Origin of the sequence: Nocardia testacea NBRC 100365, from assembly GCF_000308775.1 — a bacterium.
Taxonomy (GTDB): domain Bacteria; phylum Actinomycetota; class Actinomycetes; order Mycobacteriales; family Mycobacteriaceae; genus Nocardia; species Nocardia testacea.
In genome coordinates, this window is the sequence record NZ_BAGJ01000011.1 from 127,260 (window position 1) to 140,175 (window position 12,916).

Sequence of the window (12,916 nt, forward strand, 5' to 3'; positions counted from 1 at the left end):
CATGCGTAATATTGACGTGCAAAATCTGCTCTATGGGAAATTCCGCATCGCAAATAAACTTCGACGGAAACAGCTGGCTCGCCGGCTTCCGATCGGGTGTCATCAGCCCGGATGAGCAGATCGCACTCACCGAACCCCGTGCGTTCGCCGATCAGACGATCCGCCAGTCCCTGCGACTCGCCGGGGGCGGCAGCCGGGTACGGGTGCGTCTGACCAACCGTTACGGCCGCACTCCGCTGCGGGTGCGGGCCAGGATCGCGATCCAGTCGGCGGGGGACGAAATAGACGCGGCGACCGACACTCCGCTGCGTTTCGCCGGCGCGGACGAGGTCCGGATCGCGCCGGGGGCCGAGGTCGTGAGCGATCCGATCGACTGGGCGACAACGGCCGGAACGACCCTGGCGCTGAGTCTGTACCTACCGGAGTCCACCGGCCTCGCGACCTACTCGCACATGCCGCAGCAGACCGCCTACGTCGCACCCGGTGACCAGTCCGGCGCTGTCCGCCTCACCGGGGTGGAGCCGGTGGGCGCGCGTTTCTTCGTCACCGGTGTCGACGTCTACGGCCCTGCCTCGACGCCGGTGACGGTCGCATTCGGTGACTCGTGGTTCGAAGGCGTGGGTACGACTCCCGACACCGACCGGCGCAGTGTCGACATCATGAACCGGCGGCTGCCCGCGGGCTGGGTGGTCAACCAGGGAATATCCGGTAACAGGTTGCTGCGCCCGGAGATCGGCGAGAGCGGGCTGGCCCGGTTCGATCGGGACGTCCTCGCGGTCCCCGGGGTGCGGCGAGTCCTGCTCCACTTCGGCATCAACGATCTGATCCTCGGCGGGATGGCCGGGCAGCCCCCGGCGACGGCGGCGGAGCTCATCGCGGGCTTCATCGAGTTGGCCCGGCGCGCACATAGGGCCGGGCTTGCGGTGCACGCCGCGACGATAGGACCCTTCGGTGGGTCGGTATTCCCAAAAGTTACTGCTGTCGAGGGGTCTCCGATCCGTCGGGAGGTCAACGAGTGGCTCCTGCGCACAGATGTCTTCGACTCGGTGGCCGACCTCGCGGACGCGGTGGCCGACCCTGCGGACCCGGACCGTATCCATCCGGTGTTCGACAGCGGCGACGGAACCCATCTCAACGACCGAGGAGCGGCGGTCATGGCCGAAACCCTGCTGCCGATGCTGCCCGAGTTCGACCGCGTGATACCAGGGCGGGGAAGCTCGGCGGGGGCTGGTCTCGCGGAAGCTGCCTGACCGGGTGCGGGGTTCCGCAGCCCCGGGGAGACGGCACGATCGAGAGGCGGGTGTACGGTTCACCGCTCACCGCTGCGGGATGAGCGAACGCCGGGCCCGAGGTCCCGGACCCCCGCGGAGGGGTCTGCCGACCGTTCGTGGTGAACGCCGCGTCGGTCCGGTGGCCCGGCGGATCATCTCTGCGGACCGGGGTCGTCGCAATGGGATCCCGGTCCACATCGGAAGCGCTCATTTCTGCGGCCGGCGACCCAGATAACGCAGCAGCCGGTCCGTACTGGAACCCTCGCCCTCGACGATCGGGCCGTAGGCGCCCCAATCGCGCAGTGGTTCGATCCGGCCCTGGGCCGCGGCGAGGATCGGTGCGCAGAGTTCGTCGGTCAGCGGGGATTCCTGGCCGGTGGCGACCGCGATATCCCAGGCGTGCACCGCCGCGTCCAGGGCGCACAACACCGCGGCCACCGGGGTGGGCAGGGGGCCGAAGGGGAGTGGGGTGGGCACGCTCTCGGTGTCGTCGGTGACGGTGGACCAGGCGGTCGCCGTCTCCTCCAAGGCGACGGTGACCAGGGCGACGGGGCCGTCGGCGATGGTGCCGGTCGGGGAGAAGGGATCGTAGGCCGGGCCGGCGCCCACGCCGAGTGCCGCGGCGAAGGCGCGCTGATCTCCGGCGGCGTGCTCGGCGACCTGTGCGACATTCCAGTCCGCGCACGGGGTCGCCAGCTGCCACTGACCGGCGTCGACTCGTGCGATCACCTCACGCAGTGCGTCGTGGGCGGAGCTCAGCACCTCGCGCCAGACCGGTGCGAGCTGAGCGGTGGTGTCCTGTGCGGCGGTGATTTCCATTGTGCTGCCTCTCGGTCGTTTTCGGTGTTGAACACAGGCTATGGCCCTATTAGGCTCGTTTTCTTCCTGATAAGCACGGCGCGGAAATGAGAATTTTGTGACCTCCACCACAACCCGGGTGCTTCGGTTGCTGTCGCTGCTTCAGGACCGCGCTTACACCGGTCCCGAACTGGCGCAACGGCTCGGCGTCACCGATCGCACCCTGCGCCAGGACATCGCCCGTTTACGCGAGCTCGGATACCCGGTGCACGCCGCCCGGGGCCCGGTCGGCGGCTACCGCCTCGGCCAGGGCGCGACCATGCCGCCGTTGCTGCTCGACGACGACGAAGCGGTCGCGGTCGCGCTGGCCATGGGCCTCGCCGAGGACGGGTCCACCGGTATCGCCGATATCGACCACAGTGTCAAACGGACCCTCGCCAAGCTGGAGCGCATCCTGCCGAAACGCCTGCAGCGCACTGTGCACGCCCTGCGCGAGACCACCGCGGTCGGTCCGGCGACCATCGGATCCCGGGAACCGGACGCGCCGGTGCCCGCCGAAACCCTGGCCACGATCGCGGCGGCGATACGTGCCGCCCGGGAACTCGAACTGGACGATCTCCGGGTCGAGCCGTACCGGCTGGTCAGCTGGCAACGCCGCTGGTATCTGGTCGGCTACGACCTCGACACGCACGCCTGGCGCGCGTTCCCGGTGGCGAATCGGCGCCGGGTGGTGGCGGGCACCCGCCGCTTCGCCGCCCGCACCCCGCCCGAAAGCGATTTGGTGGCATTCGTGCTCCGGGAGGTGGCCTCCGCGGGTTACGCGGTGCACGCCCGGGTCACGGTGCTGGCACCTGCGGAAACCGTTATCGCCCGGATCAATCCGGCGGTCGGGGTGGTGGTACCGGTCGACGAGAACTCGTGCCTGCTGCTCACCGGCGCGGACGCGATGGAGACCATAGCCATCTACCTGAGCATGTTGATGATGGATTTCCGCGTCGACGGCCCACCGGAACTGGTCGAACACATCCGCACCCTGGGACGGCGATATCGGGAGGCGGTGGCCCACCTCTGATATGGCCGGGCCTGTGTGGCGAGCCGATTCACCGTGAGCACCCATGCGGGTTGCCGTGGAATCGAATGGACCACTGTCCGCCCGTGCTGCCCGAACATCGAATCGGCGGAATGGTCGATCCCGGGTGCTCAGGCGGTCGCCGGGAGGGTCGGATAATCCGTATAACCCTCGGCCCCGCCCACGTACATCAGCTGCGCGTCGCGGACCGCGTTCAGGGGCGCGCCGATACGCAGGCGTTCCACCAGATCGGGGTTGGCCAGGAAGGCGCGGCCCAGCGCGATGTGGTCGGCGCCGGCGGCGAGCAGGCGTCCGGCCCCTTCGACGATGGCGCCGGCATCGCGGGCATCACCGGCGGGGTTGGCGACGAGGCTGCCGGGCCACAGCTCCCGGAGCCGGGGCAGCAGCGGATCGTCGGCCTCGACCCGGACGATGTGCAGGTACGCGAGACCCCGGTCGGCGACCGCGCTGACCAGGGCCGGATAGATGGCCTCGGTATCGCCCTCCGCTATGCCGTTCACGGGATTCGCCGGCGAGATGCGCAGCCCCACCCGCTCCGGCCCGATGGCCGCCGCCACCGCCTCGACGACCTCGACCGTGAACCGGATCCGGTTCTCGACCGGGCCGCCGTACTCGTCGGTGCGCTGGTTGGTGTTGCGGGCCAGGAACTGATGCAGCAGATAGCCGTTGGCGCTGTGGACTTCCACCCCGGCGAACCCGGCGTCGACGGCATTACGCGCGGCGGCGGCGAAATCGGCGACGGTCGCCTGGATCTCGTCGGCCGTGAGTGCGCGCGGTGTCACGGCCGGCTGATGACCCGACGGGGTGTGCACGGTATCGGGCAGTGGGATCGGCGAGGGCGCGACCGGAACCAGACCGCTGTTGTCGGGATGACCGACCCGCCCGCCGTGCTGGAGTTGCAGGAACATCCGACCGCCGGCCGCCCGGACGGCGTCGGTGACGCGGCGCCAGCCCGCGATGTGCTCGGCGCGGTGGATACCGGGGATATTGGCGTAGGTCTGGCCCACCTGGTTCGGGGTGGCGGCCTCGGCGATGATCAGACCCGCGCCGGCCCGCTGGGCGTAGTAGGTCGCCATCAGGTCCGAAGGGGTGCCGTCCGCCTGCGCGCGGTTACGTGTCAAGGGGGCCATCACCAGGCGGTGCGGTAGTTCCAGCCCGGCGAGGCGAGCGGGAGCGAATAGATCACGGGGCGCTGTGGTTGTCATGCCTGGACGGTAAGACCTGACATTGATGTGAAGTTCAAGCCCGAACGGGAAAATACGAGGTGAGCATGCGAATCGGAGAACTGGCGCAGCGGACCGGGGTCAGCGAACGCTCACTGCGCTACTACGAAGAACAGCGGTTGCTCACCGCCGACCGCACCCCGGGCGGCCATCGCGACTATCCCGAGCACGCGGTGGACCGGGTCGTACACATCCAGGAACTCTTCGCGGCCGGACTGTGCAGTAAGAAGATCGTGGAGATCTTGCCCTGCATGCGCGACACCGACGGCGGCGCCAATGAATTCGCGACCCCCGCGCTGGTGAACGAGCTGCGGGTCGAACGGGAACGGATCGACCGGATGATCGCCGATCTGCTGCGCTCGCGCGAAGTCCTGGACGAGGTGATCGAACGGGCGGGCGCGGGTTTCACGACCGCGGCTGCGTGAGAGCCGTCCCCGCATCCCGAATCGGTTCGCCGACGCCGGATGTCGCTGCCGGCAGGCCCCGGTCCGTGTCGGCGACAGGCGGAGCCGCAATGAAGCCGGGAACCGGCCCCACCGGTGTATCTCACCCTCGAGCGGAGACTTGACTGCCGGGATTGCGCTGTCATCGTCGCCGATCCCGCTACACTCGGGCCACTGTTCCCGAGTCAGGTGGTGACTCATGGTATTCGCGGTGTGGGTACGGCCGATTGCGGTTTTCACGGCGCTGCTGGCGGCCGCGCTGAGTGGCTGCGCGTCCCCCAGCGACGGCGACCCCGGCTCGACGGTCTCCTCGGCCGCGCCTCCGGCGGCGGCACAAACGTCCACGGTCGCGGCGACCGGGGAACAGCTCCCGGATGACCCGCCGTCCACCACGATGGTCACCCTGGCCGCCGTCGACGCCTCGGGCCGCCCGGCCGACGGTTTCGACGTATCCGGTACCGCGCCCGCGGGCCGGCTCGACTGCGGCAATGTCGTATCCAGTCGGTCCGCGATCAGCCCGGGTATCTACCACTGTGGGGCTTCCGCCGACGCCGCCGATATCTGCTGGGCCCGGGCCGGCGGCACCGAACTGCTGTGCGCCGACGACCCCTGGAACCGTGAACTGCGCTGGTACAGCGTCGAGCCCCGGCTCGAACCGATCGGGAAAACCCTCGATCCCGAACCGTGGGCGCTCGAATTGGCCGACGGGCGCCGCTGCCGTATCCGGGTCGGCGGAGCGTGGGGCGGCCGGGCCGACGGCCTGGTCGGCGCCTATTCGTGTACCGGCGGCGCCGAAGTTGTCCTGCAGCCGTCCGCCGCGCGGACCGCCATCGACACCTCCGCCCCCACCTGGCATGTCCGGTTGGGCGAACTCGGCGCCGGTTCTCCTGAGCTGCCCCCGCCCACCATCGTGGACGTGCGGACAGCGTATTTCGCGGCCGTATCCTGACGACTTCGCCTCCGCCTCCTGGACCGAGCCGGTCGGGCCGCCCGTCTACTCGCCGGCAGCTTGCCGATGAGGTGGATTGCCGCCGGGTATCGCCGGTGCCGCGCTCGGCTGCGGATGAACACGCGCGGCGCCGACTCGCGCGATGCGTTCCCGCCCCCACTCGCCGAGCGGTTCGAGCGCAGTATTGAGGGAGCGGCCCAGGCCGGTGAGACGGTATTCCACCCGCGGCGGAACCTCCGGGTAGACCGTCCGGTCTATCAACCCGTCTTCCTCGAGCTCACGTAGCTGTTGGATGAGCATCTTCTCGGACACCCCGGGGAGCCCGCGACGTAGCTCACCGAACCGCCGTACGCCGTAGTTGTCCAGCTCCCAGAGAATCAGCCCTTTCCATTTACCGCTGATCACATCCATGGCGGCATCGATCCCGCAGAAATACGGTCCGAACCTTTTCTCGCCCACTTCGACCTCGCTACCTGTTCCCATACCTTTTGGTAGGTACCTCACCGAATAGTAGGTACTTGTCCCGACATCCGGTGTCGATGATCGTTGGTGCGGGCGCGCCGAGCAGATGAACCATTCGCCTCAGCAAGGAGTCGGTAGATATGACCGCAAACGAGCAGACAACCGTGGCCGTGCTCGGTCTCGGACCCATGGGCCGGGCCATTGCCACCACCCTGGTGAAGGCCGGAAATCCCACCACGGTGTGGAACCGTACCCCGGGAAAGGACGCGGAACTGGTGGGCCTGGGTGCCGTGAGCGCCCCCGATACCGTGTCGGCGATCGGTTCCGCTGCCGTGATCGTCGCCGTCCTCGGCGATCACGCGTCCGTGCATGAGGTGCTCGACCCGGTCGTCGACCGGCTGCGCGGTAAGGCGCTGATCAATCTGACCAGCACCGCTCCGGAGGACTCCCGGGAACTCGCCCGCTGGGCGGCCGGACACGGTATCGACTTCCTCGACGGCGGTATCATGGCGGTACCGCCGATGATCGGCGGGCCGGGCGCCTCCATCCTCTACAGCGGCTCGGAATCGGTATTCCAGCGCTTCCGCTCGGACCTGGAGAAACTTGGCGCGGCGGATTACTTCGGTGCCGATGCCGGGACCGCCGCGCTCTACGATTTCGCGTTGCTGGCCGGTATGTACGCGATGTTCACCGGGTTCTTCCACGGTGCCGCCATGGTGCGTTCGGCCGGGGTCACGGCCGCGTCCTTCGCCCCCCGCGCGGCCGCGTACGTCACCGCCATGGCGGGGCTGCTTCCGGCCTATGCCGAGGTGATCGACAGTGGTGACTACGCCGACGACGTCCAGCCCGCGCGATTCCACAAACCCGCCTTCGACGCGATCGTGCGGGCCAGCCGGGACGCCGGGGTCGGCCTGGACATCGTCGGCCCGATCAAGAACCTCATCGATCGGCAGATCGCAGACGGCCGGGCGGGCGAGGGACTGGAACGGATCACCGAGGAGTTGGCCGGGAACCGCGAGTAACACGCACCACGGTCGCTGCCCCCTGTCGGTGCCGACCGGCATGATCCGGTCATGGCGTTCACCAACCGGATCGAAGTGCGGGTTTCCGACCTGGATCTACAAGGGCATGTGACCGGCGCGGCGTATCACCAGTACGCCGATCATTCCCGGTTCGCATGCGTGCAGGCCGCAGGGATTCCGGTCGAGGAGATGATCGCGGCAGGCTTCGGTCCGGTGAACCTGGAAACGGTCCTGCGTTTCCAGCGGGAGCTGCGTGGCGGCGACTACGTCGACATCACCTGCGACTGGGTGTGGGGGACGGGCAAGACCTATCGGGTCGAGCACGTCCTCACCCGCCCGGACGGCGAGGTCGCCGCCACGGTGTCCCACGTCAGCGGGCTACTCGACCTGACCACCCGCCGCCTCGTCGCCGACCCGGCCCGGCAATGGCGGTCGATGGCGAGCCGCCCCGAACTGCTGCAGCTCGGCCGACACTGATGTACGTATGAAGGTGGCGCTTGATCTCGCCTACAGCCAGGTGTCCAGGGTCGTGGTGGTGAGGAAGTGGTCGAGGTCGGCGCGCCAGGGGGCCGGGGTGGTCTTCTCCGGTTCGATGGCGGTGTACTGACCCCGGTAGAACAGCAGCGGGCGGCCGTTGGTGGTGGCGGGGGTCTCCGACATGGCCAGGACGCGGCCGATGACGATGAAATGGTCGCCGCCGTCGACCACGCTGTCCACCCGGCATTCGATGGTGGCCAGGGAGTTGTCGAGCCGCGGCAGGCCGAGGTCGGAGGTGTGCCAATCGGTTCCGGCGAATTTGTCCGGTTCGCGGGAGCCGAACTTCGCGCAGACCGGCTGCTGTTCCTCGGCGAGTACGTTCACACAGAACCGGCCGTTGGCCTCGATGGCGGCCCAGGACCGCGAGCCCTTGGTCGGGCAGAACAGCACCAGAGGTGGTTCGAGGGAGAGGGCGGCGAAGGATTGGCAGGCGAAACCGATGGGGGTTTCGTCGTCGGTGAACGTGGTGATGACCGTGATGCCGGTGCAGAACTGCCCGAGGATATTGCGGAACTGCCGCGGGTCGATAGTGGCCGCTTCGCCCGCGCCGTCGGCCGGATCCGCTGGTGCCGTCACGTTCATACCGTCCTCGCCTCGTTCATGGAGCTGCCGGCGGACGGGCCGCCGGATTCGGCCGGACCCGATGCGAGTATCGCACCGGGTCCGGCCGGAGATCACTTGAAACCCACGGAGAAATCGTGGCCCCACAGGCTCACCGCGGTGGATTCCCGGGCGATCCAGCTGTGGTCGTCGACTTCCAGTCCTTCGCAGCCGAATTCGACGTCGAACCCGCCGGGAGTCTTCATATAGAACGACAGCATCTTGTCGTTGATGTGCCGGCCCAGGGTGGCCGACATCTTCACCTTCTTGCGCATGGCCCGGTCCAGGCACAGGCCGACATCGTCGGAGTTCTCCACCTCGACCATGAGGTGGACGATGCCGGTCGGATTGGGCAGCGGCAGGAACGCCAGCGCGTGGTGGCGCGGATTGCACCCGTAGAACCGCAACCAGGCCGGGTCACCGTCCTCGGGCCGGCCCACGAGCTGTGGCGGCAAACGCATCGAATCGCGCAACCGGAATCCGAGCACATCCTGGTAGAACGCCTGTGCCGCGGCATCGTCGTTGCAGGTCAGGACCACATGGCCCAGGCCCTGTTCGGCGGTGACGAATTTGTGGCCGTACGGGCTGACGAACCGGCGGCCCAGGTACTGCGCACCGTAGAACGCCTCGAGGGTGTTGTCGGAGGGGTCCCGGAAGCGGATCATTCCTTCGACCCGGCGCTCGGCGAGTTCCTCCTTGGTGCCTTCTTCGAAGTCGACGCCGTTCTTCTCCAGTGTCTCCCGGAGGCGTTGCAGTGCGGGACCGTCGGTGACCTCCCAGCCGGAGACCAGCAACCGGTCCTTCTCACCCGGCACGATCACCAAGCGGGCGGCGAAATCATCCATCCGGAGATAGAGCGCGTCGGGGTTGTTCCCGTCGCCCTCCATCATGCCGAGCACCTTCAAGCCGTACTCGCGCCAGGCCGCCATATCGGTGGCCTCGATACGCATGTACCCGAGTGCCTTGATACTCATCGTCATTTCTCCTTGACGCCGAGCAGGAAATCGGTGGCCAGCCGGTTGAATTCGGCGAACTTCTCCAGCTGGGCCCAGTGCCCGCACCCGCCGAACACATGCAATTGTGCGCGCGGGATGCTCTTGAGCGCCACCAGCGCGCCGTCGAGTGGGTTCACCCGGTCCTCGCGGCCCCAGATCAGCAGGACCGGCTGGCGCAATTTGTACGCGTCCCGCCAGAGCATGCCCTTCTCGAAATCGGCGCTCGCGAAGGATTTACCCATGGCCCGGGCGGCGGCGAGCGCCTCGGGGGTGCTCGCGGAGGCGAATCGTTCGTCGATGAGTTCCTCGGTGACCAGGGACTGGTCGAACACCATGATCCGCAGGAACGCCTCGATGTTCTCCCGGGTCGGTTCGTAGTTGAACTTGCCCAGCAGTTTGACGCCCTCGGTGGGATCGGGGGCGAACAGGTTGGTGCTCAGCCCGCCCGGGCCCATCAGGATCAGTTTCCCGGCCCGATCGGGGTAGTCGAGCGCGAATCGCACCGCCGCGCCGCCGCCGAGCGAATTGCCCAGCAGATGGACCCGGTCGGTGATCTCCAGGGTGTCGAGCAGATCCTTCAGCGCCGAGGAACTGTGCACGAAGTACTGCGGATGCTCGGTCGGCTTGTCGGACTGCCCGTACCCGGGCTGATCGACCGCGATCACGTGGAAGTCACGGGCCAGCACCGGGATATTGCGCGAGAAGTTGGACCAGGAGGAGGCGCCCGGCCCGCCGCCGTGCAGCAGCACGATGGTGGGACCGTTACCGATGCCGGCCTCGTGGTAATGCAGCTTCAGATCCGGACGAACCTGGGCGAATCGCGAGGTGGATTCGTAGGTGAGTTCGGCGGTCGAGGTCATCACACCATCCCGTCGGAAACCGGCAGCCCGAATTCGTGCGTGCCGTACATGACGTAGGCGCGCTCGGGATCGTTGGAGGCGTGCACACGCCCGGCGTGGGCGTCCCGCCAGAACCGCTGCAGCGGCGTGCCGTTCACCAGTGCGGTGGCACCGGAGCTCTCGAACAGTTTGTCGATCGAGGCGATGGCCCGGCCGGTCGCGCGGACCTGGTCGCGCCGGGCGCGTACACGCAGGTCGAACGGGATCTCCTTGCCCTCGAGCAGCAGCGCGTATTCGTCGGCCACATTGCCCGACAGCTGCCGCCAGGCGGCATCGATATCGCTGGAGGCCTCGGCGATCCGTACCTTGGTGAACGGATCCTCGTTCGCCTTCTCCCCGGCGTAGGCCGCGCGCACCCGCTTGCCCTGGTGCTCGACATGGGCTTCGTAGGCGCCGTAGGCCATACCGATGATCGGCGCGGAGATGGTGGTGGGATGGATGGTCCCCCACGGCATCTTGTACACGGGATCGGTGTTGCGTTCGAGACCGGGCGATTTCAGGTCGTTCATGGTCTTGTAGCTGAGGAACCGGTGCGTGGGGACGAAAACGTCCTTCACCACGAGCGTATTCGACCCGGTGCCGCGCAGGCCGACCACGTTCCAGACGTCGTCGATCTCGTATTCGGAGCGAGGAATCAGGAAGCTACCGAAATCGACCGGTTTGCCGTTCTTGATCACCGGACCGCCGACGAAGGTCCAGTCGGCGTGCCCGGAGCCCGAGGACCAGGCCCAGGAGCCGCTGACCCGATAGCCGCCGTCGACCACGGTGCCGGCACCCATGGGCGCGTAGGACGAGGAGATCCGCACATCGGTGTTCTCGCCCCACACCTCTTCCTGAGCTTCCTGGCCGAAGAGCGCCAGGTGCCAGTTGTGCACGCCGATGATCCCGGCGACCCAACCGGTGGAGCCGCAGGCGCTGGCGATCTTGCGGACCGTGTCGTAGAAGACGACCGGGTCCGCGGCGTGCCCGCCCCACTGCTTGGGCTGCAGCAACCGGAAGAACCCGGCTTCCTGCAGGTCCTTGATGGATTCGTCGGGGATCTGCCGAAGGTCTTCGGCCTCCTGTGCGCGGGCGCGCAGCGTGGGCAATAGCGCCTCGACCCGTTCGGTCACTTGTCGCGTCATCTCCGGCCCTGCTCCTGCCTGGTCGTTTGCTAACCGGTGGTCATCTGCTCGGCGCAGAATTTACTTCTGAGACTAGAACAGGTTCTTGTTCATGTCGAGAACCGGTGTCGGTGGGCCGCATATATGCGACATGTGCTGGATGTGGCGTGAATAGCTGGCGTTCGGGGCGTCAGTTTTGTAACGTGTTCTAGTACAGCAGGAGGAGGAATTGCGATGGCAGTAACCCCCCCGTCGCCGAGCGATGGGCCCGGAGGAGGCAGCGTGCGTAACCACGGAGGGACCCGCGCGGCGGCGGATCCGGCGCAGCGCGGTGCGAAGGTCCGGGAGCTCGACGTCGGCTCGGTTCCCACCCGGTACGCGCGCGGATGGCATTGCCTGGGGTTGGCGCAGAATTTCCGGGACGGCAAACCGCATTCGGTGCAGGCGTTCGGAACCAAACTGGTGATCTGGGCCGACAGCGCCGGCGAATTGCACGTACTCGACGCCTACTGCCGGCATATGGGCGGTGATCTCAGCATGGGCGAGATCAAGGGCGACGATGTCGCCTGCCCGTTCCACGATTGGCGCTGGGGCGCCAACGGCAAATGCACGTCCATCCCCTACGCGCGGCGCGTGCCCCCGCTGGCGCGGACGCGGCGCTGGACCACCCTCGAACGCAACGGTCAGCTCTTTGTCTGGCACGACCACGAGCGCAACGAACCGCCGCCCGAGGTCACCATCCCTTATATCAAGGGCCCCTACACCGATGCCGACGGCAACCCGGTGGAGGAACTCGACAGTGGCTGGACGGAATGGACCTGGAACTCGTTGCTGATCGAGGGCGCGAACTGCCGTGAGATCATCGACAACGTCGTGGATATGGCCCACTTCTTCTATATCCACTACGCCTTCCCCACCTTCTTCAAGAACGTTTTCGAAGGGCATGTCGCCACTCAGTTCCTGGAGACCAAGGGTCGGCCCGATATCGGGATGGGCGCCAAATACGCCGGCGATCAGCTCCTGAAATCGGAGGCCTCGTACTTCGGGCCCTCCTACATGATCAACCCCCTGGTCAACAGCTACGGCGGTTACGAGATCACGGTCAACCTGATCAACTGCCACTATCCGGTGACGCAGGATTCGTTCATGCTGCAGTGGGGCCTGACCGTCGAGAAGCCGAAAGGCCTCGACGACGAGACCGCGCAGAACCTCGCGAAGACCATGGCCGATTTCTTCGGCGACGGTTTCCTGCAGGACGTGGAGATCTGGAAGCACAAATCCAAGGTCGAGAACCCACTGCTCTGCGAGGAGGACGGCCCGGTCTACCAGCTGCGGCGCTGGTACGACCAGTTCTACGTCGATGTCGCCGATGTGACCGAGAAGATGACCCAGCGGTTCGAATTCGAGGTAGACACCACCAAGGCGAACGAGGCGTGGGAAGCCGAGGTCGAAGAGAACCTGCGGCGCAAGCGCGAACAAGAGGCGGCCGCGGCGGACGCCGACCAAGCGGAGGCAGGAGTCTGA

The 12,916-nt window shown here is 67.1% G+C and carries 14 protein-coding genes; 7 read left to right on the forward strand and 7 right to left on the reverse strand.

The genetic code is table 11. The features are described 5' to 3' along the window. Positions 1–32 precede the first annotated feature (32 nt). Entirely contained in the window at positions 33–1,250 is a 1,218-nt protein-coding gene (locus ON38_RS02070) for a GDSL-type esterase/lipase family protein (protein ID WP_083872117.1), read from the forward strand. Positions 1,251–1,478: 228 nt separating this feature from the next. Here ON38_RS02070 and ON38_RS02075 read toward each other — a convergent pair whose 3' ends face one another. Continuing rightward, positions 1,479–2,090 carry a TIGR03086 family metal-binding protein gene (locus ON38_RS02075; protein WP_039821843.1) on the reverse strand — a complete coding sequence of 204 codons (612 nt, stop codon included), beginning with the start codon at positions 2,088–2,090 and terminating at the stop codon, positions 1,479–1,481. 97 nt (positions 2,091–2,187) lie between these two features. Here ON38_RS02075 and ON38_RS02080 point away from each other — a divergent pair, with 97 nt between their 5' ends. Beyond that, the gene (locus ON38_RS02080; RefSeq protein ID WP_039821844.1) at positions 2,188–3,141 is read left to right on the forward strand and encodes a helix-turn-helix transcriptional regulator; all 954 of its coding nucleotides are present in this window, start codon (positions 2,188–2,190) and stop codon (positions 3,139–3,141) included. A gap of 128 nt (positions 3,142–3,269) precedes the next feature. Here ON38_RS02080 and ON38_RS02085 read toward each other — a convergent pair whose 3' ends face one another. Continuing rightward, positions 3,270–4,364: an alkene reductase gene (locus ON38_RS02085; protein ID WP_039821846.1), complete on the reverse strand. Its 1,095-nt coding sequence runs from the start codon at positions 4,362–4,364 to the stop codon at positions 3,270–3,272. A gap of 65 nt (positions 4,365–4,429) precedes the next feature. On the opposite strand from ON38_RS02085, the gene ON38_RS02090 reads away from it, so the two are divergent. Both ON38_RS02090 and ON38_RS35495 read left to right on the forward strand, forming a co-directional pair. Then, on the forward strand, positions 4,430–4,807 hold the full coding sequence (locus ON38_RS02090) for a MerR family transcriptional regulator (protein ID WP_039821847.1): 378 nt from the start codon (positions 4,430–4,432) through the stop codon (positions 4,805–4,807). 217 nt (positions 4,808–5,024) lie between these two features. Continuing rightward, positions 5,025–5,774 carry a hypothetical protein gene (locus ON38_RS35495; protein WP_051164269.1) on the forward strand — a complete coding sequence of 250 codons (750 nt, stop codon included), beginning with the start codon at positions 5,025–5,027 and terminating at the stop codon, positions 5,772–5,774. Positions 5,775–5,819: 45 nt separating this feature from the next. Here ON38_RS35495 and ON38_RS02100 read toward each other — a convergent pair whose 3' ends face one another. Then, on the reverse strand, positions 5,820–6,233 hold the full coding sequence (locus ON38_RS02100) for a winged helix-turn-helix transcriptional regulator (protein ID WP_039822014.1): 414 nt from the start codon (positions 6,231–6,233) through the stop codon (positions 5,820–5,822). Positions 6,234–6,376: 143 nt separating this feature from the next. Between ON38_RS02100 and ON38_RS02105 the strand changes: the two genes are divergently transcribed. Next, entirely contained in the window at positions 6,377–7,258 is an 882-nt protein-coding gene (locus ON38_RS02105) for an NAD(P)-dependent oxidoreductase (RefSeq protein ID WP_039821848.1), read from the forward strand. Positions 7,259–7,309: 51 nt separating this feature from the next. Beyond that, positions 7,310–7,735 carry an acyl-CoA thioesterase gene (locus tag ON38_RS02110; RefSeq protein ID WP_039821850.1) on the forward strand — a complete coding sequence of 142 codons (426 nt, stop codon included), beginning with the start codon at positions 7,310–7,312 and terminating at the stop codon, positions 7,733–7,735. A gap of 30 nt (positions 7,736–7,765) precedes the next feature. Here the strand turns inward: ON38_RS02110 and hsaB are convergent, their stop codons facing one another. The 4 genes from hsaB to hsaA all read right to left on the reverse strand — a co-directional run bounded on the left by hsaB (position 7,766) and on the right by hsaA (position 11,413). Continuing rightward, positions 7,766–8,377, reverse strand: coding sequence for a 3-hydroxy-9,10-secoandrosta-1,3,5(10)-triene-9,17-dione monooxygenase reductase subunit (gene hsaB / locus ON38_RS02115; protein WP_051164287.1), 612 nt, complete (start codon positions 8,375–8,377; stop codon positions 7,766–7,768). A gap of 92 nt (positions 8,378–8,469) precedes the next feature. Continuing rightward, positions 8,470–9,369 (reverse strand): iron-dependent extradiol dioxygenase HsaC, encoded by a 900-nt coding sequence (hsaC, locus tag ON38_RS02120; RefSeq protein WP_039821852.1) that lies wholly within the window; start codon positions 9,367–9,369, stop codon positions 8,470–8,472. Positions 9,370–9,371: 2 nt separating this feature from the next. Continuing rightward, positions 9,372–10,250: a 4,5:9,10-diseco-3-hydroxy-5,9,17-trioxoandrosta-1(10),2-diene-4-oate hydrolase gene (gene hsaD, locus ON38_RS02125; RefSeq protein ID WP_039821854.1), complete on the reverse strand. Its 879-nt coding sequence runs from the start codon at positions 10,248–10,250 to the stop codon at positions 9,372–9,374. Then, positions 10,250–11,413: a 3-hydroxy-9,10-secoandrosta-1,3,5(10)-triene-9,17-dione monooxygenase oxygenase subunit gene (gene hsaA, locus ON38_RS02130; RefSeq protein WP_039821856.1), complete on the reverse strand. Its 1,164-nt coding sequence runs from the start codon at positions 11,411–11,413 to the stop codon at positions 10,250–10,252. Before hsaA ends, hsaD begins: the two co-directional genes overlap by 1 nt. 261 nt (positions 11,414–11,674) lie before the next feature. Here hsaA and ON38_RS02135 point away from each other — a divergent pair, with 261 nt between their 5' ends. Further along, the gene (locus ON38_RS02135; RefSeq protein ID WP_039821857.1) at positions 11,675–12,916 is read left to right on the forward strand and encodes a 3-ketosteroid-9-alpha-monooxygenase, oxygenase component; all 1,242 of its coding nucleotides are present in this window, start codon (positions 11,675–11,677) and stop codon (positions 12,914–12,916) included.